At 67.8% G+C, this 22,096-nt stretch carries 20 protein-coding genes; 3 read left to right on the top strand and 17 right to left on the bottom strand.

All coding sequences use genetic code 11. The annotated features are described in order from the left end of the window. Positions 1 to 5 precede the first annotated feature (5 nt). The 14 genes from DWQ67_RS06760 to DWQ67_RS06695 all read right to left on the bottom strand — a co-directional run bounded on the left by DWQ67_RS06760 (position 6) and on the right by DWQ67_RS06695 (position 15,117). Positions 6 to 1,292: a hypothetical protein gene (locus DWQ67_RS06760; protein ID WP_121484816.1), complete on the bottom strand. Its 1,287-nt coding sequence runs from the start codon at positions 1,290 to 1,292 to the stop codon at positions 6 to 8. Positions 1,293 to 1,333: 41 nt separating this feature from the next. Further along, entirely contained in the window at positions 1,334 to 2,581 is a 1,248-nt protein-coding gene (locus tag DWQ67_RS06755; RefSeq protein WP_233555970.1) for a M16 family metallopeptidase, read from the bottom strand. Positions 2,582 to 2,720: 139 nt separating this feature from the next. Then, entirely contained in the window at positions 2,721 to 4,958 is a 2,238-nt protein-coding gene (locus tag DWQ67_RS06750) for a polyribonucleotide nucleotidyltransferase (protein ID WP_121484814.1), read from the bottom strand. A 298-nt stretch (positions 4,959 to 5,256) separates the two neighbouring features. Beyond that, positions 5,257 to 5,526 carry a 30S ribosomal protein S15 gene (gene rpsO, locus DWQ67_RS06745; RefSeq protein ID WP_121484813.1) on the bottom strand — a complete coding sequence of 90 codons (270 nt, stop codon included), beginning with the start codon at positions 5,524 to 5,526 and terminating at the stop codon, positions 5,257 to 5,259. A 150-nt stretch (positions 5,527 to 5,676) separates the two neighbouring features. Further along, positions 5,677 to 6,540: a class I SAM-dependent methyltransferase gene (locus tag DWQ67_RS06740; protein ID WP_121484812.1), complete on the bottom strand. Its 864-nt coding sequence runs from the start codon at positions 6,538 to 6,540 to the stop codon at positions 5,677 to 5,679. Next, positions 6,537 to 7,520, bottom strand: a complete 984-nt coding sequence (locus DWQ67_RS06735) for a bifunctional riboflavin kinase/FAD synthetase (RefSeq protein ID WP_407645801.1) — start codon at positions 7,518 to 7,520, stop codon at positions 6,537 to 6,539. The genes DWQ67_RS06740 and DWQ67_RS06735 overlap by 4 nt, the downstream gene beginning before the upstream one ends. 86 nt (positions 7,521 to 7,606) lie before the next feature. After that, positions 7,607 to 8,113, bottom strand: coding sequence for a hypothetical protein (locus tag DWQ67_RS06730; RefSeq protein WP_233555947.1), 507 nt, complete (start codon positions 8,111 to 8,113; stop codon positions 7,607 to 7,609). Continuing rightward, positions 8,113 to 8,487, bottom strand: a complete 375-nt coding sequence (locus DWQ67_RS06725; protein WP_121484810.1) for a hypothetical protein — start codon at positions 8,485 to 8,487, stop codon at positions 8,113 to 8,115. The genes DWQ67_RS06730 and DWQ67_RS06725 overlap by 1 nt, the downstream gene beginning before the upstream one ends. 51 nt (positions 8,488 to 8,538) lie before the next feature. Next, positions 8,539 to 9,438: a tRNA pseudouridine(55) synthase TruB gene (truB, locus tag DWQ67_RS06720; protein ID WP_121484809.1), complete on the bottom strand. Its 900-nt coding sequence runs from the start codon at positions 9,436 to 9,438 to the stop codon at positions 8,539 to 8,541. Then, a complete protein-coding gene (gene rbfA, locus DWQ67_RS06715; RefSeq protein WP_121484808.1) occupies positions 9,422 to 9,886 on the bottom strand; it encodes a 30S ribosome-binding factor RbfA in 465 nt (154 codons plus the stop codon). The genes truB and rbfA overlap by 17 nt, the downstream gene beginning before the upstream one ends. Before the next feature lie 129 nt (positions 9,887 to 10,015). After that, on the bottom strand, positions 10,016 to 12,928 hold the full coding sequence (gene infB, locus DWQ67_RS06710; protein WP_121484807.1) for a translation initiation factor IF-2: 2,913 nt from the start codon (positions 12,926 to 12,928) through the stop codon (positions 10,016 to 10,018). Between the two features lie 144 nt (positions 12,929 to 13,072). Next, a complete protein-coding gene (locus tag DWQ67_RS14330; RefSeq protein WP_121484806.1) occupies positions 13,073 to 13,432 on the bottom strand; it encodes a YlxR family protein in 360 nt (119 codons plus the stop codon). A gap of 103 nt (positions 13,433 to 13,535) precedes the next feature. Further along, the gene (nusA, locus tag DWQ67_RS06700; protein ID WP_121484805.1) at positions 13,536 to 14,519 is read right to left on the bottom strand and encodes a transcription termination factor NusA; all 984 of its coding nucleotides are present in this window, start codon (positions 14,517 to 14,519) and stop codon (positions 13,536 to 13,538) included. 1 nt (position 14,520) lies between these two features. Next, positions 14,521 to 15,117, bottom strand: a complete 597-nt coding sequence (locus DWQ67_RS06695) for a ribosome maturation factor RimP (RefSeq protein WP_121484804.1) — start codon at positions 15,115 to 15,117, stop codon at positions 14,521 to 14,523. 109 nt (positions 15,118 to 15,226) lie between these two features. Here DWQ67_RS06695 and DWQ67_RS06690 point away from each other — a divergent pair, with 109 nt between their 5' ends. Then, positions 15,227 to 16,366, top strand: coding sequence for a hypothetical protein (locus DWQ67_RS06690; RefSeq protein ID WP_121484803.1), 1,140 nt, complete (start codon positions 15,227 to 15,229; stop codon positions 16,364 to 16,366). A 12-nt stretch (positions 16,367 to 16,378) separates the two neighbouring features. Here the strand turns inward: DWQ67_RS06690 and DWQ67_RS06685 are convergent, their stop codons facing one another. Together DWQ67_RS06685 and DWQ67_RS06680 are read right to left on the bottom strand one after the other, a co-directional pair. Continuing rightward, complete coding sequence (locus DWQ67_RS06685; protein ID WP_121484930.1) at positions 16,379 to 17,173, bottom strand: sulfite exporter TauE/SafE family protein; 795 nt, start codon at positions 17,171 to 17,173, stop codon at positions 16,379 to 16,381. A 14-nt stretch (positions 17,174 to 17,187) separates the two neighbouring features. Further along, on the bottom strand, positions 17,188 to 18,267 hold the full coding sequence (locus DWQ67_RS06680; protein WP_121484802.1) for an Lrp/AsnC family transcriptional regulator: 1,080 nt from the start codon (positions 18,265 to 18,267) through the stop codon (positions 17,188 to 17,190). A 116-nt stretch (positions 18,268 to 18,383) separates the two neighbouring features. Between DWQ67_RS06680 and DWQ67_RS06675 the strand changes: the two genes are divergently transcribed. Next, positions 18,384 to 19,853, top strand: coding sequence for an MFS transporter (locus tag DWQ67_RS06675; RefSeq protein WP_121484801.1), 1,470 nt, complete (start codon positions 18,384 to 18,386; stop codon positions 19,851 to 19,853). Then, positions 19,850 to 21,073, top strand: coding sequence for an amidohydrolase (locus tag DWQ67_RS06670; protein WP_121484800.1), 1,224 nt, complete (start codon positions 19,850 to 19,852; stop codon positions 21,071 to 21,073). Before DWQ67_RS06675 ends, DWQ67_RS06670 begins: the two co-directional genes overlap by 4 nt. 80 nt (positions 21,074 to 21,153) lie before the next feature. On the opposite strand, the gene DWQ67_RS06665 is transcribed toward DWQ67_RS06670, so the two are convergent. Continuing rightward, the gene (locus DWQ67_RS06665) at positions 21,154 to 22,041 is read right to left on the bottom strand and encodes a LysR family transcriptional regulator (RefSeq protein ID WP_121484799.1); all 888 of its coding nucleotides are present in this window, start codon (positions 22,039 to 22,041) and stop codon (positions 21,154 to 21,156) included. Between the last annotated feature and the right edge of the window lie 55 nt (positions 22,042 to 22,096).

Genomic DNA, 22,096 nt, shown 5'->3' with positions numbered 1-22,096 from the left:
GTGCGCTAACGCGGCAGGCGCAGGCCATTGATGCGGCGTGCCAGGCGGCGGTCGGAGATGCGCCCCCACGGCCACGGGCGCCCCACCACAGCGGGAAGCGTGCGCTGGCCAAGGACCACGGCGCGGATGTTCAGCGCGGACGTGGAGCCACCGCGCAGGTAGTCGTTGTGACTCACCAGCCGCTGACGGCGCCCGGCATGATCAAGGAACCCCGTCTCCAACCGGACGGCCCCCATCTCCCGCACCGGATCCCCGCCAAGGGCCCGGCCAAAGAGCGCGCCACCCAGCCAGGGTGTGAGATCCGCCGGGGCCACCAGGGCGTAGCGATCGGCGTCCGGATTGGCGGTGTCCGCGGGAAGATCAACCTGAAACCCGGTCCCTGGAGCACCCACGTACACCAGCCGATCAAGCGTGAGCCCCTCGCCGAGGGACTCGGCGGAGCCGATGGCGCTGGCCCCATAGCTGTGGCCAATGTAGGTCTGCGGGGCCGGCGCGGCGCCGGGCGTGCAGACCCGTTCCGCCTCAAGATCCAGGGCGGCGTCAAAGGCCGAGAGGCGCTCGCGGGCGGCGCGATTAAACCGCCGATCCGCATTGTCCGTGACAAAGCGCGGGAACTCGGTGCCCTGCCAATACAAACCCACGGCAGTGTCCGGGTGCACCTCGCGCCCATCCACATCACGCAGGCGCCCAATGTTCATGGCCAGGTGATTGCCGTAGGTCAGCGTGCCGGGCACCATGACGGCAACGGTCCTCGTCGCATCAGAGAGCTCGCCGGAGAGGACCACAAACTGACCATCCGCCTCATCAGAGGCAAAGAGCAGTTGGATCGGTGCGTCCTCGCGGTGCACCGCCTGGTGCAGGCCATCCAGCTGGCGCCGCACGTGCCCCACCCGAAAAGCCGCCCGCAATCCGCGGCGCAGCGTGCCCCAGAACCCCCGGCTCTTGGCATCCTCTGCCTCAGCGGTCAGCTGGTGCAGCAGTCCTGCGGCCACGATGATGTTGGCGCGCACCCGGCTGGGGAAGTCCACGCCGTTCAGCGGCCCGATCACCCCCGGATAGCGCACCGTCCATTCCTGGCGCAGCCCCAGCGGGAGCGCGAACCAGAGCCCGGCCACCGTCGCGACATCGGCACGCCGACGCGACGGTGAGAGGTGTTCAAGGGCCGAGGCAAACTCCCCCGCGGCCCCGCGGGAGCCACGCATGGAGGCCGCGAGCAACGCGGCGGCCTCGCCGCCGTGCTCGCGGGCCCACCGACGCAACCCAGCGTCGTCGAGCAGTCCCAACTCCTCCATGCCTCCCCCTTCCACTGCCGCCCCCCAACTCCGACCCCGACTCAGATCGAGTCGAAGGGCCCCACGACCACCGCGGTGCGCGGGCGGGCCGCGAGCTCGCGAGCCACGTCCTGCACCTGCTCACGCGTCACCGCGCGGATCCGCCGCAGCGTCTCGTCCAGGTCGTGATACTCGCCCGTGATCAGCTCGGCGCCACCCAGGCGTGACATGCGCGCCCCGTGGTCCTCGCCAGAGAGCACACGCCCGCCGGCCAGCTGCCCCAGGGCCACACGGTGCTCATGCTCCGTGATGCCGTTGGCCGCGATCTCATCAAACTCGGCCCCCAACAGGTCAAGCACCTGGCGCACCTTGGCCGGGGAACACCCGGCGTAGAGGCCAAAGTACCCGGCATCCGTGTACGAGCCCGTGAAGGAGTAGGTGGAATACGCCAGACCCCGCTGCTCACGCACGCGCTGGAACAGCCGCGAGGACATGCCCCCGCCCAGCACCGTGTTCAGCACGCCCAGCGCATAGCGACGCTCATCCAGGGCGATGAGCCCCGGCACGCCCAGCAGCACATTTGCCTGCTCGACGTCGCGGCGAATGACATGCTCGCCAGTCGCCGGGGTGATGGTGGAGGCCTCAAGCGTGCGGCGCGCCTGCGGCGCGACGCCCTCTTGCAGATCCCATCCGCCGTTTACCAACGCCTGCATGACCTGCTCACAGACCTCAGCATGATCCACGGCTCCCGCCGCGGTCACCACGAGCGTGCGCGGGGTGTAATGCAGCTGGTAGTGCTCCCGCACGGCCTGCGCCTTGGTGTTGTTGATGTCCTCCGGCGTGCCGCCGATGGGACGGCCAAGGGCGTGCTGGCCAAGGACCAGCTCCGTGAAGCGCTCGTGGGCCAGGTCCGTGGGATCATCGGCATCCATCGCCAACTCCTCCAGGATCACGCCACGTTCCTGCTCCAGGTCCTCATCCGTGAGGCGCGCGGAGGTCACCATGTCGCCAATGGTCGCGATGGCCATGGGCAGATCCGTCCCAAGGACGCGGGCGTAGTAGCACGTGGATTCCTTGGCGGTGGCCGCGTTTGACTCGCCGCCCACCTCGTCAAAGGCCAAGGCAATGTCCAGCGCGGAGCGCTTCTTGGTGCCCTTAAACAGCAGGTGCTCCAGGAAATGGGTGGAGCCGTGCATTCCCGGCTCCTCATCGCGTGAACCCACGCCAACCCAGAACCCCACCGACGCCGACTGCACGCCGGGCATGGATTCCGTCAACACTCGCACGCCACCGGGCAGCACGCTGCGCATCACGCGCGAGCCGTCCTCGTGGACCAGCACTTCCTGGGTCACCCCTGTTTGCGCAAGGGCGCGCCCCCCAGAAGAGGAGGCGCGCCCTGCGTTCGGGGTGATCCCGGTGCCGGTCAGGGGCAGGGGGATCACCGCCATGTCAGCCCTCGGAGCTCTCGGCGTTATCCGCCGCGTCCTCGGCCACGACCGGGGCGAGCGAGAGCTTGCCGCGATCATCAACCTTGGTGATTTCCACCTGGATACGCTGGCCAACGGAGACAACGTCCTCGACGTCGTCGACGCGCTTGCCGTCGTTGAGCTTGCGCAGCTCGGTGACGTGCAGCAGGCCGTCCTTGCCCGGGGTCAGGGACACGAAGGCGCCAAACGTGGTCAGCTTCACCACGGTGCCGAGGTAGCGCTCGCCCACCTCGGGAACCTGCGGGTTGGCGATCGCGTTCACGGCGGAGCGGGCTGCGTCGGCGGCCTCGCCGGACGTCGCGCCGATCAACACGGTGCCGTCATCCTCGATCGAGATGTCGGCGCCGGTGTCCTCCTGGATCTGGTTGATCATCTTGCCCTTGGGGCCAATGACCTCGCCGATCTTATCCACGGGGATCTTCACGGAGATGATGCGCGGGGCAAACTGCGACATCTCATCCGGCTCGTCAATCACGGAGGTGATGACGTCCAGGATGTGCAGGCGGGCCTCGCGGGCCTGCTTCAGCGCGGCGGCCAGCACGGAGGCGGGGATGCCGTCCAGCTTGGTATCCAGCTGAATGGCGGTCACGAACTCCGGCGTACCGGCGACCTTGAAGTCCATGTCACCCATGGCGTCCTCGGCACCGAGGATGTCCGTCAGGGCCGCGTAGCGGGTCTGACCATCAACGGTGTCGGAGACCAGGCCCATGGCGATGCCGGCCACGGGGGCCTTCAGCGGCACACCGGCGTTGTACATGGACAACGTGGAGGCACACACGGATCCCATGGAGGTGGAGCCGTTGGAGCTCAGCGCCTCGGAGACCTGGCGAATCGCGTAGGGGAATTCCTCGCGGGTCGGCAGCACCGGAACCAGGGCGCGCTCTGCGAGGGCGCCGTGACCAATTTCGCGGCGCTTCGGGGAGCCGACGCGGCCGGTCTCGCCCGTGGAGAACGGCGGGAAGTTGTAGTGGTGCATGTAGCGCTTCGCCTTCTCCGGGGAGAGGGAATCGATCTGCTGCTCCATCTTGAGCATGTTCAGCGTGGTGACGCCCATGATCTGGGTCTCGCCGCGCTCGAAGATGGCGGAGCCGTGCACGCGCGGCAGCACCTCAACCTCGGCGAGCAGGCGACGGATGTCCGTCAGGCCGCGGCCGTCGATGCGGATCTGATCCGAGAGGATGCGCTGGCGCACCACGTGCTTGGTGACGGCACCGAAGGCCTTGGAGATCTCGGAGTCGCGCCCCTCGAACTCGGCACCATCTGCGGCGAACTTGCCCAGCACCTCGGCCTTGAACTCGTCAGAGGCCACGTCGCGGTCCTGCTTGTCGGCGATCTGGAAGATCTCCGTCAGCTTGGCGCTCGCGAAGGCGGAGACGGCCTGGTAGGCGTCATCCTGGAAGTCCTTGAAGACCGGGAATTCCTTGGCCGGCTTCGCGGCGCGGGAGGCCAGGTCAGCCTGGGCCTCCACGAGCACCTTGATGAAGGGCTTAGCGGCCTCGAGGCCCTCTGCCACAACCTCTTCGGTGGGGGCGGTGTGGCCCTGGTTCTTGATCAGGTCCCAGGCGTGGTCGGTCGCGCCGGCCTCCACCATCATGATCGCCACGTCGTCTCCGGCGATTCGGCCGGCCACGACCATGTTGAACACGGCGCTTTCCAGCTGGGTCTTGGTCGGGAAGGCGACCCACTGGTCACCGTTGCCGTCGTTGACCAGGGCGACGCGGACGCCACCGATGGGGCCGGAGAAGGGCAGGCCGGAGAGCTGCGTGGACATCGAGGAGGCGTTGATCGCCACGACGTCGTAGTAGTCATCCGGGTTCATCGAGGTGATCATCACGACGACCTGAACCTCGTTGCGCAGGCCCTTCACGAAGGCGGGACGCAGCGGGCGGTCCATCAGGCGGCACGCCAGGATGGCCTCGGTCGAGGGACGGCCCTCGCGGCGGAAGAAGGAGCCGGGGATCTTGCCCGCGGCGTACATGCGCTCCTCGACGTCCACCGTCAGGGGGAAGAAGTCGAAGCCCTCGCGGGGGTGCTTGCCTGCCGTGGTGGCGGACAGCATGGACGTGTCATCGTCCAGGTAGACCATGGCGGAGCCAGCGGCCTGTTGGGCCAGACGGCCCGTCTCAAAGCGAATGGTGCGCTGACCGAATCGACCGTTGTCGATGACTGCTTCAGCGAACTGGATGTCGGTACCCTCCACGGGTGCCTCCGTTTCTGTTCGTTGGCACGGAGATTCCGGACGCAAGTGACGCCTTGCGGGTGCTCGATCGAGGCCCGCGGTCCGCTCCCCCGCCATGCAAGGCGAGGGGATACCGAAGGCCACTACCGAGGACCACACGCGCGTGCGGCGCCCGGCTCCGTAGCCGGTGTTTGCTTGTGTTTATTGCTGGTACTGCTGTTCCTTCAGTGTGGGGCGGTGCCCCACCAGAATCGTCTCACGACGACCCCGGATACGCCGTGAGGCGACACCCCCTGCGGGGTGCCGCCTCACGATGTCATCAGCGGCGCAGGCCGAGGCGCTCGATGAGCGCACGGTAGCGAGTGATGTCGGTGTCCTTGAGGTAGCCGAGCATGCGACGACGACGACCAACCAGGCCCATGAGGCCACGGCGGGTGTGGTGATCGTGCTTGTGCTCCTTCAGGTGCTCCGTGAGGTCGGAAATACGGCGCGAGAGGACAGCAATCTGCACCTCCGGCGAACCGGTGTCACCCTCGTGGGTGGCGTATTCCTTCATGATCTCCTGCTTGATCGCCTGATCAAGTGCCATGAGATGAACTCCTAATGAGTTGTACCGCGTGTTTGACTCCCGCTCCCCGTGGCTTGCGCCCCGGCTGTGCGGAAGGGGTGGCACAACCGCGGACTGCAGTGCGCACCAAGAGTCAGTCTATCAGCGTGCGGCCGGTGGGTGCGTGGCAGGTCAAATGACTCCGTAGCGCACCGCGAGCACCACGTACGGCAGCTCAAGCCTCTGCCCAGGGGCGAACCCCAGATGTTCGTGCAGATACCACCGCAGGTTCGTGTCCACCTTGGCGCGCACGGCCTCGGATGAGCGCAACCAGTAGGAACGCGAGTGGCACAGCGCCATCAGCGACTCCGGGGTGACGGTATCCAGCCAGTGATCCTGGCGTATCTGCGCCGCACCAAATCCCGGCCCGACCGTGGCGGCCGCCTCCGCATCGCGTTGCACGTCCCCGGAGTGCATGATGCGCGCCAGCCGGTGCACCCACGGCACACCGACGTCCAGCTGATTCCACACGAGGCCCAACGTGCCGCCCGGTCTCAGGATCCGGCGCACCTCAGCGGAGGCAGCCAGCGGATCCATCCAGTGCCAGGCCTGCGCCACCGTCACCACGTCCGCGCAGTCACTCGGCAGCCCGGTGCACTCCGCCGTCCCGTCCACCGCGCGCACGCCGGGCAGTTGCGCCCGCAGCACCGCGCGCATGGACTCTGAGGGCTCGACGGCGATGACCTCCTGGGCGCGCGCCACCAGATCGCGCGTGAAGAGTCCCGTTCCCGCGCCGAGATCCACCGCGACCGGCGCGCCGAAAGCCAACCCAGCGGCGTCGGGCCCTGGGTTCTGCTGGGCAGCCGTGCCAGGGGCCGCCTTCAGGGGGACCAAAAACTCGGCGACCCACGCCGGGTAACCCGGCCGCACCTCGTGATAGCCGGCCCCGGAGCGCCGAAAGGCCCCGCCCAACTCCTGCCGCGCCGCGGCATCAAGGGAGGGTGCCCCGGTGGGGAGGTTGGGCAGGGGCCGGGTGTCAGGGTCCGGGTGGGTCATGCCTCGAGATCTGCCGCGAGGGCCTTGCTCGCATCCGCAGCGAGGCTGCCGCGGGCCTGGTCCACGTCGCAATGCATCTGCTCCACGAGGGCCTCCGGGCCGTGATACTTCACCGTGCCGCGCAGGTGCTCAACAAATTCGAGGTCAACGATCTGCCCGTAGAGATCAAAATCCTCCACGGCCTCCTCCGGACGATCAATGACGTGCGCCTCTACCGTGCGCACCTCGCCGTCAAAGGTGGGGTTGGTGCCGATGGAGATGGCGGCGGGCCAGCGCGTCCCGGATTCATCGTGCAGCCAGCCGGCATAGACGCCGTCCGCAGGCATGAGTCCGGTGGCGTCCGGGGCCAGGTTTGCGGTGGGGAAACCCATCTCCCGCCCGCGAGCAAAGCCGTGCACCACCTCTCCGCGCATGGAGTGGTGACGGCCAAGGATTCTGGCCGCCTCGTGAACGTCTCCGCGCTGCAGCGCCTCGCGAACCCAGGTGGAGGACCAGCGGCGGTCGGGGCCAACGTCATCCACGCCGATCACCTCAAAGCCGTACTTGGCGCCCAGCTCAACCATGGTCGCCAACGTGCCCTCGTTGCCGCGCCCAAAGCGGACGTCATGACCCACCACCACCACACGGGCGCGCAGTCCCTGCACCAGGTAGTCCTTCACGAACTGCTCCGCGCTCTGGTCCGCGAAGTCGAGGGTGTAGTGAATCACCAGCAGCGCCTCCACCCCGGCCTCCTCCAGGAGACGTTCCTTGCGGGGCTCGCTCATGATGGGAGCGGGGGCGGCCTCCGGGCGGTGCACGCGGGCAGGGTGAGGGTCAAAGGTGACCACCACGGAGGCGCAGCGGTGCCGGGCCGCCTGGTCCACGACGGTGCTCAGCAGCTCCTGGTGCCCGCGGTGGACCCCATCGAAGTTGCCAATCGTCACGGTGGACCCCGTCATGGATGCGGGGACGTCCGCCAGGCTCCGCCAGTGCAACACCAGTACTCCTCGAATGGCGGCAAGCCCGCCTGGTTCGTTGGCCGGCCCGGTCAGGGCCGCCACTCATTATCCACCCGCTGGGCGGGCGCTCAGGACGCTGCGCCGCGGCGGGGCCTGTGCGTCAGCAGCCACCAGAGGCCCACAAAGGGCAGGGCAAAGGGAACGTAGCCGTAGCCCTGGCCAAAGTGGCTCCAGACGCTGGCCTTGGGGAAGAGCTGCGGGTCGGCGTAGCTCAGGACGGAGACCACGATGATGCCGAGCAGCTCCACGATCACGGCACCCATCGCCACGTACCAGGCGCGCACTCCGGTGCGCGCAAGCGAGATGGTCGCCACCACGTACACGGCCGCCGCGATCATCGAGAGGGTGATGGCCACGGGGGCCTCGTGGAAAATCGTGAAGAGTTGGAAGGTGGAGCGCGCCAAAGCGCTGAGCGCAAACACCGCATAGACGGCGATGATGATGCGGCCTAGGCCCCGATTCTTGCGCTCCGGACTGCGATCCTGGGCGGACTCGGCTGCCGGTGCATCCAGCGCGGTGGGGTCCCCGTGCACGCGGGAGGCAATGCGGGAGCCGCGGGGTTGTTGCTTGTCCATCAGAAGATTCCCTGTCCAATCCAGACCTGTTGCATGCGAAAGAGCATCACAAAGACCGTGAAGCCCGCGGCCGCCATCACCAGATTGGACCACCGGGACTTCTCCCCGATGCCCCACCAGCCTGCCAGGAGCACCACCAGGATCGCCGTGGCGAGGTAGCCCCAGAACTCCCAGGCGGCCCCGACCAGGGTCTCTCCCCCGGACTGGCGCACGCCCGCGGCGATCCCGTAGACCACCAGGAAGAGCTCCACCGCTGCGAGGGAGAGGATGGAGGCATCCGTCGGGAAGCGGTGCCGGGCCGTGGACCACAGCCCCAGCAGCACGCTCACGGCACACACGATGGTGCCCGCGATCATGAAACCGTCAAAGATCATGCTCTGCGCTTGCTCCTACTGACTTTTACTTAAACTACGTGTCTCAAGCGGCTAGTTCGCCGCAAAAACGAGTGCTGGCTTGGCCTTGCCATTGACATTCTCCACGAGGGAGATGAGCTCTCCCTCCGGGGAGAACGCGGCCGTCAGCTCCTGGCCCACGCTGGGCTCAATGCGCCGGCCGTACCCCAGCTCCGCCGTCTCCTCTGCGCTCAACTCACGCGCAGGGAAGAGGTTGCGGGCGCTGGTGGCCAGGTCAACCATCGCGAACTCCTCCGCAAGTTGATCCAGCGTCCTAGCCGTGTCCAGGCCAAAGGAGCCCACGCGGGTGCGGCGCAGCGCCGTCAGGTGCCCACCCACCCCCAGCGCCTCTCCCAGATCGCGAGCCAGGGCGCGGATGTAGGTGCCGGAGGTGCACTCCACCACCACGTCCACGTCCATGGTGCGCCCACCCTCTGGGCGGCGCACCTCAAGAATGTCAAAGCGCTTGATCGTCACGGGACGGGCCTTGAGCTGCACATCCTCCCCGTCCCGCACGCGCTGATAGGCCCGCTTGCCGTCCACCTTGATGGCGGAGACCGCGCTGGGGATCTGCTGGATGTCGCCGCGCAAGCGCTCCACGGCGGCGTCCAGGTCCGGGCGCGTCACCGCGGCCACATAGCGGCGCAGCAGGATCTCCCCCTCCGCATCCTCGGTGGAGGTCGTCTCACCCAGGCGGATGGTCGCCTCATACGTCTTGTCCTGGCCCACCAGGAAGGTCAACAGGCGCGTGGCCTTGTTGACGCCCACCACGAGCACGCCCGTGGCCATGGGGTCAAGGGTGCCGGCGTGGCCCACCTTGCGGGTGCCCGCCAAACGGCGCACCCGGGAGACCACGTCGTGACTGGTCATCCCGGGCGACTTGTCCACCACTACGAGCCCCGAGGGGACGTTGGGGTCAACGGCCTTCGGCATCGTCCGCGTCGTCCTCGTCGTTGTCTTCGTCTTCGTCGCGCTTGTACGGATCCGCGTCGCCGGCGTAGGTCTTGCCCTCGGCAAGGGCGGCCACCTCCGCGTCCTGGGCGCGGGCCTGGCGCAGCAGGTCCTCTACCAGGTTGGCATTCACGGGGACCTCGTCCGCCACGAAGGCCAGGGTCGGGGTCAGGCGGGCGGTGATGTTGTTGCCCACCTCCTTGCGCAGGCGGCCGGCGTACTGCTTCAACAGCTCCGCCACCTCCGCCTTGACCGCGTCATCGCCAAGCACCGTGTAATACACGGTGGCGTTCTGCAGGTCGTTGGTGACTCGGGCATCGGTGACGGTGATGTTCTCCGCCGCCTCGTCGCGAATCACGCGAGTCAGGGAGCCGGCCACGATGACCTTGATGCGCTGGGCCATGCGTGCGGCACGGGGTGCGTCAGCCATGGTTCCTCCTGCTGCTTCGAAAGGGTCCGGGGCTAGGCGCCCCGGGAAAGGGTCAAAAGGTTACTGCGGGGTGCGCCGCGGGGGTGGGTGGCGAACCACCCACCCCCGCGGCGCTAGCACTGCGTCAGATCAGGAGCGGGGCTTCTCGCGAAGCTCCCACGTCTCAATCATGTCGCCCTCGCGAATGTCGTTGAAGGAGCCGAGCCCAATACCGCACTCGTAACCCTCACGAACCTCGGTCGAGTCATCCTTCTCGCGACGCAGGGAGTCGATCGAGAGGTTATCCGCCACCACGTTGCCATCGCGCACCAGGCGCGCCTTGGCGTTACGGCGGATGAGGCCGGAGCGCACGATCGAACCGGCGATGTTGCCGAACTTGGAGGAACGGAAGACCATGCGGATCTCTGCAGAACCCAGGGCCACCTCCTCGTACTCCGGCTTCAGCATGCCCGTGAGAGCAGACTCGATGTCGTCGATCGCCTGGTAGATGACCGAGTAGAAGCGCATATCCACGCCCTCGCGGTCGGCCAGGTCGGCAACGCGCTCGGCGGGGCGAACGTTGAAGCCGATGATGATCGCGCTGTCCACCGTGGCCAGGTTGACGTCGTTCTGCGTGATGGCACCCACGCCGCGGTGGATGACGCGCAGCTGCACATCGTCTCCCACGTCGATCTTGAGGAGCGAGTCCTCCAGGGCTTCCACGGCACCGGAAACGTCACCCTTGAGGATGAGGTTCAAGGTGTCGATCTTGCCGTCAGCCACAGCCTTATCGAAGTCCTCAAGCGAGATGCGCTTGCGACGCTTGGCCAGCATGGCGTTGCGATCCGCAGCCTCACGCTTCTCAGCGATCTGGCGGGCGGTGCGCTCGTCCGGCGTGACGATGAAGGTATCGCCGGCACGGGGGACGTTGCTCAGGCCAAGCACCTGGACGGGGCGGGACGGCAGCGCGACGTCGAGAGCGTTGCCGTTCTCGTCGAACATGGCGCGGACGCGGCCGTGAGCCGTACCGGCCACGATCGTGTCACCCACCATGAGCGTTCCGGACTCCACCAGGACGGTCGCGACGGCGCCGCGGCCCTTGTCCAGGTTGGCTTCGATGGCGATGCCTCGGGCGTCCTTGTCCGGGTTGGCGCGCAGATCAAGCGCGGCATCCGCGGTCAGCAGGATCGCCGAGAGCAGGTCCTCGATGCCAATGTCCTGGCGCGCGGAGACGGGCACGAACATGGTGTCGCCGCCGTACTCCTCGGGAACCAGGCCGTACTCGGCCAGCTGGCCCTTGACCTTGTCCGGGTTTGAATCCGGCTTATCGATCTTGTTGACCGCGACCACGATCGGCACACCGGCGGCCTGGGCGTGGTTCAACGCCTCCACCGTCTGCGGCATCACGCCGTCATCTGCAGCAACCACGAGCACCGCAATATCGGTGACCTTGGCGCCACGGGCACGCATGGCGGTGAACGCCTCGTGACCGGGGGTATCGATGAACGTGATGGCGCGATCGTTGCCCTCAAGCTCGGTCTCGATCTGGTAGGCACCGATGTGCTGGGTGATGCCCCCGGCCTCGCCATCAATGACGTTGGTCTTGCGGATAGCATCCAGGAGTCGGGTCTTACCGTGATCAACGTGACCCATGATGGTGACCACCGGCGGGCGGGCTTCCAGCATGTCCTCGGTCTCGGCCTCAAGCTCGCCGCCCAAGTCGATGTCGAAGGACTCGAAGAGCTCGCGCTCCTCATCCTCCGGCGAAACGATCTGGACCACGTAGCCCAGCTCGTCCCCCAACACGTTGAAGGTTGACTCATCCAGGGACTGGGTGGATGTCGCCATCTCACCCAGGTGGAAGAGCACCGTTACCAGCGCTGCCGGGTTGGCGTTGATCTTCTCCGCGAAGTCAGAGATGGTCGCGCCGCGGCGCAGACGCACCACGGTCTCGCCATTGCCGCGGGGGACAATCACGCCGCCAACGACGGGTGCACCCTGCTGCTCCAGCTCCTGGCGCTTGGCGCGCTTGGACTTGCGCTGCTTACCGCGACGGGGGCCGCCCTTACCGAAGGCACCCTGTGCGGAACCACGACCGCCACCGCGACCGCCGCGGAAGCCACCTGCGGTGCCACCGCCTGCTGCGCCGCCACCGGCACCCGGGCGTCCGCCGCCACGGCCACCGGCCGCGCCGGGCTTGGCGCCCACATTGAGCTCAAGCTTCTTGGGCATCATGTTCGGGTTGGGACGGGGGCCGCCCGCTCCCGCTGCACCTGCGCGCGGCGGACGGGGTCCACCGGCACCGGCTGCGCTGGGACGGGGACCGCCCGCACCCGGTGCGCCCGCACGCGGTGCACCCGGACGGGGTGCTCCCGAGCCGGACGCGCCACCGGTGCGCATGCCCTGCTGGGGGCTGAACGGGTTGTTGCCGGGGCGGGGACCGCCCGGACGAGGGGGGTTGCTACCCGGACGGGGCGCACCACCCTGGCGCGGGGCATCGCCGGAGCGCATGCCCTGCTGGGAGCTGAACGGGTTGTTACCCGGACGCGGGCCACCCGGCTTGGGCGCGTTACCGCCCGGCTTGGGGGCGTTGGACGCTGCCGGCTTGGAGGCCGGCTTGGCTGCGCCCGGCTTGGCACCGGTCGACGCCGCGGGGCTGGCTTCTGCGGCCGGGGCCGCCTCTGCTGCCGGGGCTTCCTCGACGACGGGTGCCGCCTTGGTTGCCATGGCGGCAGGCGCCTCAGGCTCGACGGCGACGGGGGCCTCGGCGGGGGCCGGAGCGGCCTCAGCCTCGGTGGTCGCCTTGGCCGGGGTGGCCTTCGCGGCCGGCTTGGGGCCGGGGGTCGCGGAGGGCTTGCTTGCGGCTGCCTTGCTGGCTGCCGGGGCGGCCGCGGGAGCCGCGGGGGCATCCGGGAAGGCGCCTCGCAGCTTCTTGACGACCGGCGGTTCAATGGTGGAGGACGCGGAGCGAACGAATTCGCCCATCTCCTCCAGTTTGGTGATCGCTTCCTTGGAAGTGATCCCGAGCTCCTTAGCGAGCTCGTGGACGCGGACCTTAGCCACAGTTCTCCTGTCTGGCCCGCATCCTTCTTCCTGAAGGGGTCAAGCGGACCGTTGCTTGTTCAATCGCGCACGGCCGCAACGCGGCGCACGCGGGTCGGTGGCGACACAGAGGTTGTTCATCTCTGGGTGCTCATCGCTTGGTTCTCATCGGGTTTCCACTGCTTGCGACCCGCTTTCAGGTGTTTTTTCGGTGTCATAGCCGCCCCGTGGGGGGCTGCCGCTCATCGCGTGAAGCAACGCCTCGACGTCGTGCCCAATGTTTCCGGAACGAAAAGCCCGGGAAAAGGCGCGGCGTCTGGCCGCTTGCTGTACGCACTCCGGCACGGGGTGCAACCAAGCACCCCGACCGGACTTGCGCCGGGTGGGATCTGGCAAAACCCGCGTGGGGTCTTGCTCGTCAAGCACCCAACGCAACAGCTGGGATTGGTCGTCAACTCGCTTGCAGCCAATGCAGGTGCGCTGGGGCCGGTGAGTACTCACGGACCGCACGCTCCTTCCAACCATGGCATCACGTCTGTCGACGGACCGTTGTCCACTCTACCGCGTATGGGGCGCACTCGCGGATCGAGTGGCGCCCCACACAGTGAGCTGCCGTGTGAGCGTGCGCTTAGTCGCGCGGCTCGTGTGCGCGGGACTCCGCCACGATGTCGATGCGCCAGCCGGTGAGCTTGGCAGCGAGGCGGGCGTTTTGGCCCTCCTTGCCAATGGCAAGGGAGAGCTGGTTGTCCGGGACCACGGCGCGGGCCTGGTGAGTGGCCTCATCCAGCACCTCCACGCTGAGAACACGGGCCGGGGAGAGGGCATGGGCCACAAACGCTGCCGGGTCGGTGTCGAAGTCGACGATGTCGATCTTCTCCTCTCCCAGCTCCGTCATGACGGCGCGCACGCGCGTCCCCATCTCGCCGATGCAGGCGCCCTTGGCGTTGACGCCCTCTGCGCGGGAGCGCACGGCCATCTTGGAGCGGTGGCCGGCCTCGCGGGCGATCGCGACGATCTCCACCTGCCGATCGCCAATCTCCGGGACCTCCAGCTCAAACAGGCGGCGCACCAGGTTGGGGTGGGAGCGCGAGACCGTCACGGAGGGGCCCTTCAGCCCGCGGTGCACGTCCGTGACATAGACGCGCAGTCGGCGCCCATGCTTGTACTCCTCGCCCGGGACCTGCTCTGGCGGCGGCAACAGCGCCTCCAAGGTGCCCAAGTGCACCTGCACCATGCGCGGGTCGCGGCCCTGCTGGATCACGCCGGAGAGGATCTCGCCCTCTTTGCCCTTGAACTCGCCAAGCACAATGTCATCATCGGCATCGCGAAGGCGCTGCATGATGGTCTGGCGCGCGGTGGACGCGGCGATGCGGCCAAAGCCCGTGGGGGTGTCGTCAAACTCCCCGATGCGCTTGTTGTCCTCATCCAGCTCCGGCGCCCAGATGGTCACGTGACCGCTCTGGCGATCCAGCTCGGCGCGGGCGCCGCGGATGGCTCCGGGCTCCTTCTCATACGCCAGGATCAACGCCTGTTCAATCGTCGGGATCAGCTTGGCCAGCGGGATCTCGCGTTCTTTCTCCAGCAGACGCAATGCGCTCATGTCGATATCCACGTCAGGCCTCCTCGTTCTCTTCTTCGGTGCTGTCAGCGTCGATGCTGTCGTCGGCGTACCCGGCCGCCGGGTCGGCCAGTAGGCGTGACGCCGTGGCCTCAATGTCTACCTTGCCGCGGCGAATCTGCTCGTAGCTCAGCTCCACGACCGGGAGGATCTTGGCCTTCATGCCTTTCTTGGCCGGCGGCTTGACCGGCTCCAAGCGGATGCCGTCCTGGTCTGCGTCTAGCACCAGCCCGCCCAGCTCCTCGCCGTCCACCGTCTTGAGCTGGACCATGCGGCCCACGTTGCGCATCCAGTGACGCGGCTCGGTGAACGCGCGGGTGGCGCCTGGGCTCGTGACCTCTAGATCATAGGCCGCGGGGCCGGAAAGGAGCCCGGCGTCCAGGACCTCGCCAATGGCGTTGGAGAGTTCCGCGACCACATCAAGATTGACACCCTCGGTACCGTCCGGGCGGTCAACGATGACCCGCACCACTGGCGGGTCTCCTTCCGCCGTCTCCACGGCCTCCAAAACGAGCCCTGCCCGCTGCACCACCGGGCTCAGTGCCTCGGTGAGTTCGTCGGTCCCCACTGGACCGCCCTGCGTGGTGGGCATGTTTCCTCCTGCTCGCCTCAGATGACAAGTGACCAGTTTATCCTGCCGAGCGGGCTGCCCCTGCGCGTGTGTTCCCGGCGTCCGCGGGGCCACATGGGAGCATGGGGGCATGTCTGCGACCTTTGGCCCGTCCACCTCCCCCGGCGCCCGCATCCTGCGTGGATGTGGCGTGGCACTGGTGGCGGCCACTTGGGTGGGCCTGACCATCACCACAGCGGCCGACGGCGCTGGGGTGCGCCCCGGTGACTCCGCTTCCCAGATCGCTGCGCCGGACTCCTGGGATGCGTCTACGCCCGCCCGCGCGTTGCCGCGTCTGGCGGAGCAAACCCTCCCGTTGCAAGGCGCCGAGGGCAAGAAACTGCACGCGTCGCTCGCGGAGGCCGTGCGCTGGCTTGGCCCGCAGGCCCCGGCCAAGGACCGCGAGGCCGACCAGGCCGCGGTTGCCGCCCTTCCCGCGCTCACCGCACAGACCAATCGCGAACGCACACTCGCCGCCGCCACCGACTCGTTGCGACTGGCCAAGGACCTCACCGCGGCCGCGCTCGTGGCCCCGCCGGAGCAGGCGCGCAGGCTGTTCACCGCCGCCGGCACCCTCGATGATGCCGCGCGCGCGGCCTTCGCCGCCCTCAAGCAGAAGGCGCCCTCCAAGAGCGGCGTCAAAGCCGCCTTGGCGCAGGCCGCGGCACAGTCCCCGGCGCCGTCCGGCACGGGCCAGCCCACGCTGACCCAGCGCGTCTCCCCCGCCCTGGCTGGCACCCTCTGCACCGGCGACGCGGCGGTGGCCCAGAGCGCGGCACCCGGCGCAACGGCGTCGGGCAGTGGTTCTTCGCCGGCCTCCGCGCCCACCGCCGCCGTGAAGCCCGCCCAGGGCCTGGCCGTCTGGCCGGCCCAGGACCGCGAGCTCTCCGCCCAGCGCGCACAGGCCTTCCACCAGGCAGCCGCCTCCACCGCGCGCCTGACGTACGCCACGGAAGTGGTGGCGGATCGGACCAAGAGCACCGGCCTCTCCGCGCGCGCCGAGCAGCTAGGTGTGGTGCTGCGTCAGATGCAGTCCGCCCAGCCGGCCGGCTGCGCTCCGGTGCTCAGCGCCACCGCGGGCGCCACCAACGTCTACGTCAAGGGCGGGACCAAAACCCTCGTCAGTGCGCGCCTGGCCTTGGCGGATCAACTGCGCGACGCCGCGGCGGCCGTCCCAGGGGACGCGCGCCTGGCGCTGGCCCAGCAGTGGTGGGCCGAGCGCACGCGCTGAGGCGCCACCCGGTTAGCGCGTCCAGTCGAGGATCACGTCCGTGCCGAGCTTGGCGATGAGCGCCACAACGACCACCACAAAGACGATGCGGACAAAGCGCGAGCCCTTTGACACGGCCATACGGGAGCCGATGTAGCCGCCCACCATGTTCGCCAGGCCCAGGATCAGGCCAAGTCCCCACAGCACGTGGCCCGTGGGGACAAAGAGCAGCAGTGCACCAAAGTTGGTGGCGAGGTTGGCGATCTTGGCCTTGGCGGAGCCGTCCAGGAAGCTGTAGCCAAGGAAGCCCACGAGCGCGATGATGAGGAAGGATCCGGTGCCCGGGCCAATCAGCCCGTCGTAGAAGCCGATCACGGCGCCGATCCCGCAGGCGGCAGCGTAATGCCGCGTCCCGCTCAGCCGCAACGAGGTCTGCAGGCCCGCCGAGCGCCTGGCCAGAGTGGAGATCAACACGATGATGAGCGCGGCCACGATGATCGGCTTAAAGACGGAGGCGGGCAGCAGCGTCGCCACCGCCGCACCCCCAAACGAGGCCGCCGCGGCGACCGCCGCCATGGGCAGGGCCGTGCGCAGGTCCGGGTGAACCCGCCTGGCGTACGTCACGGTGGAGGTGGCCGTGCCAAAGATGGAGCCCATCTTGTTGGTGGCTAGCGCCTGCACCGGTGAGATGCCGGGGATCAGGAGCATGGCCGGGAGCTGGATCAGTCCCCCGCCGCCCACCACAGCGTCCACCCAACCGGCGAGCAACCCGGCCAGCACCACGATGAGGATGGTGGTAAGGGTGATGTTCTCCAGCCCGGATCCCATGAGGGGAGCGGCATTCATGGCGTTTCTCCTGTACTCCCGCTGACTCCTGGAGGTGGACCCTCTGAAAGCTGTGGGCCTTCTGAACTCTCCGCACCCGTGGGCTCGGGGCGGGCCCTGCCGTGTGCGTCCAGCACGCGGCCTAAGTGCTTGTATACCCGCAACACCATGGAGCGGTCCACGATGTGCGCTCGGGGAAGCCTGCGTTCAATCTCCGCCTCCACCCGAACCACGTCGTTTCTGGTGGCGCAGGCTGCCGCGACAATGAGCGAATGTGGGCCGGTCATAGTGGCGGCGAATTGCAGTTCGGCAAAGTCCGCCAGCGCCTCCTGCGCACCCATGACCGTCTGCGCCGGCGCCTGGATAAAGTACCAGGCCACCACGGGCCAGTCGCTGTCTCGCAGCGCGACGTCCACTCGGAGGATCAGGTCCCCCGACGCTCGCAGCCTGGACACCGCGTCCGCAGCCCGCTGGGGGCTCACCCCCACGGTGGCGCCCAACTCTGCGTGGGTTGCTCGCCCGTCCGCGCTCAGCAGCTCAATCACCGCCGTGGCAAGCCAAGGTTCCACCCGCTTCATGGATGCCGCACGCGCAGGACGCGGCGGAGGGAGGCGGCGCAACTCCTCCTGGGACAACGCCTGCAGGCGCCAATCCGAACCCAACTTGAAGTGATGATTCACCACGTTGCTCTGTGCCTTGCGGACGCCCCATTGCGGACCCACCAGGGACAGGACCGGGCCCACCAAGTCGTCATCGTCCTGACCCAGGATGGTCACGAGCAGGTCCCTGCGCCCGGAGGTGACGTCCACCGAGGCCACGGCCGGGTCCTGCGCCAGGAGTTCCGCCACGGCGAGTACGTGTCCAGGCCTGCAGGAGATCTCCACGAGCGCCACTGCCGACTTGCGACTGACCCCCTCCACGACGGAGATCCACGCGTGGCCACCCTGTTTGATGCGCCGCCAGCGCCTAGACACAGTGGCGGCGTCCGTTCCCAGGGCGTCCGCCGCCGCCCGCCAGGAGATCCTGGGGTCGCTTTGCAGGACATGGATAATCTTGAAGTCCAGCGCGTCAAGTGGGCTATTCGGTGATTCATGCATCTGAACCTATTTTCTGCAGTTTTCGAGCAGTTTTACCGCGATCCTTACGTAGATGCCAGTATGGCATCCATCACACTCCCTGCGCGGCAGGGCGGCCTTGTCCCACAGGAGTCCCCATGTCCAGTCCTTCAGCACCCGCCGGTTCCCGGTCCGGTGTGATCAAGTTGCTTGTTCCAGCCTTCATCCTGCTGGAACTCTTTGCCGGATTGGTGCAGGGATGGATCATCCCTCTCCTGGCGGAAATCGGCTCGCATTACAGCATCGCGGACGGCGCGCTGAACTGGATCCTGTCCATCGGCCTGCTTTCCTCCGCCGTCTCCGTCCCCCTGCTCACCATGCTCGCTGATCGCTTCGGCGTGAAGCCGCTGCTTGTGCTCAGCGCCATGCTCACGGCAGCCGGTTCGCTCATGATCGCGTTTGCTCCCAGCTTCCCTTTCCTCATCCTCGGCGCCGCGCTGCAGGGCCCCGTCGCCGCGCTGCTTCCCCTGGAGATGGCGACCCTGAAGCGCCACCTCCCCCACATCGCCGGCCGCGTGACGGGAATCCTCGTCGGTGTGCTCACCATTGGCTTTTCGCTCGGGGCACTCATGGGCGGTTGGATCCTCGAATGGACCGGCAACCTGGTCTTCACCCAGGCGGTTCCGGCTGTGGCCCTGGTGCTGATCGCCGCCGTGCTCTTGGTAGTCGTCCCCGTCTCCCCCGGCAACCCGGGCCGCGTCGTGGACTGGGCGGGCGCTGGCCTCCTCAGCCTGGGCTTGGTGGGGCTCATGTACGGCCTCTCCAACGGGCCGAGCGCTGGCTGGGCAGACACCTCGTCCTACCTGCCCGCGCTGGTGGGCGTGGCCGCCATCGTGGCCTTTATCTTCGTGGAGATGCGGGCACGGGAGCCGCTGTTTAACCTGGCCCTCCTGCGCCGAGTCAAGCTGGGCATCCCCCTGGCGATTGGCCTGCTGGCCGCCATGATCCTGTTTGGTTCCCAGACGCCCATGGTGCTCTTCCTGACGTCAGATCCCGCCGAATCCGGCTACGGAACGGGAGTCTCCTCCGCTGCCATCGGCATGATCATCGCCATCACCGGCGTCGGCACCAGCCTGGGAGCCTTTGCCGTCCCGCTGTTCCGCCGCGTACTCAGCCTGCGGATGACGGTCGCCCTGGGAGCCGCCCTGCCCGCGGTCGCGATGACCGTGGTCTCTACCGGGCCCACGAACCCCATTTTTGCCACCATCTGCTTCACGCTGGCCTGGTTTGGCGTCGGCATCTTGCTCGCCGCCATGCCCGGCCTGGTGGTGGAGCGCGCGCCGGAGGATTCTGCCGCCTCCATCTCCGGCATCTACAACACCGGACGCACCCTCGGCGGTTCTCTTTCCGGGGCAATCATCGCTACCATCATGACGTCCATCTCCGCCGCGGCCGCCCCGGGGGCCGCAAGCACTGCGGTTTCCCCCACCCCATTCCTCGCCTTCCAAGTCGTTTTCCTGCTGCTCGCGGCCATCAGCGCCGTCGCCGTGGCGCTGGCCTTTCGCATTCGTGAGCCCGCGCAGCAGACAGAGGCGGCAACGGCGGGCACCAAGGAGGCACAAGCATGAGCCCCACGCCCACTCCAGCGGACGTCCTCGAGTCGGTGCGAGCCGCCGTCCTCGAGGCGGAGCCCCACTTGCTTGAACTCAGCCACGCACTCAGTGATGACCCCGAGCTGGCCTTCGACGAGGTCCGTGCCGCCGCTCGCGTGGCTGCCGTGTTGGAGGATGCCGGATTCACGCTCACCCGGGAGGCCTACGGGCTGCCGACCGCCATCGAGGCGGTGTATGGCACGGGAGAGCTCACGGTGGTGATCGCGTGCGAGTACGACGCGCTCCCCGGCGTTGGCCATGCCTGCGGGCACAACATCATCGCCGCAGCTGCCGTCGGAGCCGCCCTTGGGCTGGCACCGCTCGCGGACGAACTGGGGCTGCGGTTGGTGCTGCTGGGTACCCCCGCGGAGGAATCTGGCGGCGGGAAGATCCTGCTGCTCCAGCGCGGGGCGTGGGACAGCGCTGCCCTCTCGTTAATGGTTCACCCCTCCACCGCCGGGCAGCTCCCGGCCACGGGGCTCGTGACCTTTGCCCTAGAACACGTGCGCGTGGAGTTTTCGGGGCGCGCCGCCCACGCGGCCGCTGCGCCGCAAACCGGGATCAACGCCGGCGACGCCATCACGCTGACGCAGGTGGGGCTTGGCCTGTTGCGCCAGCAGCTGCCCCCCGCCACGATCGTCGCCTCACGGGTGGTGGAGGCTGGGGTCGCCACCAACATCATCCCGGACACCGGGGTGATGGAGATTGAAATCCGAGGCGCCAACGCCCAGGAATGGAACGACGTGCGGGCGCGCATTCGCAAGGTCGTGGAGGGCGCGGCCATCGCCACCGGCTGCACGTGGTCAGTGGAGCCAACCGAAGTCCCCTACGAGCCCCTGACGTCCGATCCGGACCTGGCAGACCTCTGGGATGGAGTCCTCGCGGAGGACCTGGGGTACTCGTCCGGGAGCATTCCGCCCGGCTACGTCGGTGGCTCCACGGACATGGGAAATGTGTCGCAGTACCTGCCATCCATTCACCCGATGCTGGAGTTGAAGGACGTGGAGGCGACCCCACACCACGCGGACTTTGCCGCCGCCGCCCGCTCAGCCGCCGGGGACAGGGCAGTGGTCGACGGCGCCCTTGGCCTGGCTTTCACTGTGGCCAAGGCCGCCTCGCTCACCGAACTACGGGCCAGGTTGCTTGATCTGCAGGCCCAGCGCAAGCCGTTTGCGACGTTCGACGCGGAGCGCTGAGGGGCACCTCCTACCCACCGCTCCCACGGCCGCTGGGACGCTGGGAAGCTGGGACGCCCCACTCCCCCAAGGCCAGCAAGCTACCCTGTAGCCGCCTGGATCCTGGCCAGCTCTAACACGCGCTGTGTGATGGGAAGCTGGCTTCGCTCTCTGCGCACAAAGGCCGTAATGGACCGCACCGGCACGGGTTGCACCACGGGGCGCTGCACCACGCCCGCCGGCAGTTCCTCCGCCGCCAGCAGTGGGAGAACGGTGATGCCGACGCCCACCGCGACCAGACCTAGCGCCGTGCGGTGATCCTGAGTGTGGATGCGATATTGGGGCTGGAAACCCGCGGCGGCGCAGGCGTCAGTGATGACGCGCTTGCACCAGCCATCTTCTAGGTCATTGTCGATCCACTCTTGGCCCATCAGCGCGGCGAGGGGCACCTGCTCCTGCGCGGCCAGGGGGTGATCCTGCGGCACAGCCACCACGTAGTGGTCGGTGGCCAGCGGGATCCTGTCATAGCCCGCCGGTGTGGCAAAGTCAGCGGGCGGCACCAGGAATTGGACGTCCGGGCGGGGGCGCACGGAGGCGTCAAAGACATCTGAGACGTTGAGATCTATCCGCGTCCCGGGGAACTGGGCCGCGAGCGGGCCAATGATGTGCGGCAGCCAGGTGGTGCCCAGTGAGGAAAAGTAGCCGATGGTGATGGCGGAGCTCTCCCCCTGGCTCAGCCCTTGCACAAAGTGATCCAGGTCCCCGAGCTCTCCCAGCAACGCGTCCACACGCACCGCGAGCGCCTTCCCCGCCTCCGTGGGCTCCACTCCCCGGCCAACTCGGTTGAGCAACTGCACGCCGAGGCTGCGCTGAAGCGCTGTGACCTGTTGGCTGACGGACGACGGCGAGTAGCCGAGTGTGTTTGCTGCCTCACGGACCGATCCGGTGGCCACCACGGACCGGAAGGCCCGCAGCCTCTGAATATCCATTCCCGCAGACTACCTCCGTTCAGAAAACGTGAACAGTGCGGTGGGAATCATTGCT

The sequence above is a fragment of the Galactobacter caseinivorans genome (genome assembly GCF_003640665.1).
In the GTDB taxonomy this organism is placed as follows: Bacteria; Actinomycetota; Actinomycetes; order Actinomycetales; family Micrococcaceae; genus Galactobacter; species Galactobacter caseinivorans.
This window is presented reverse-complemented; position numbering and strand designations above follow the sequence as displayed.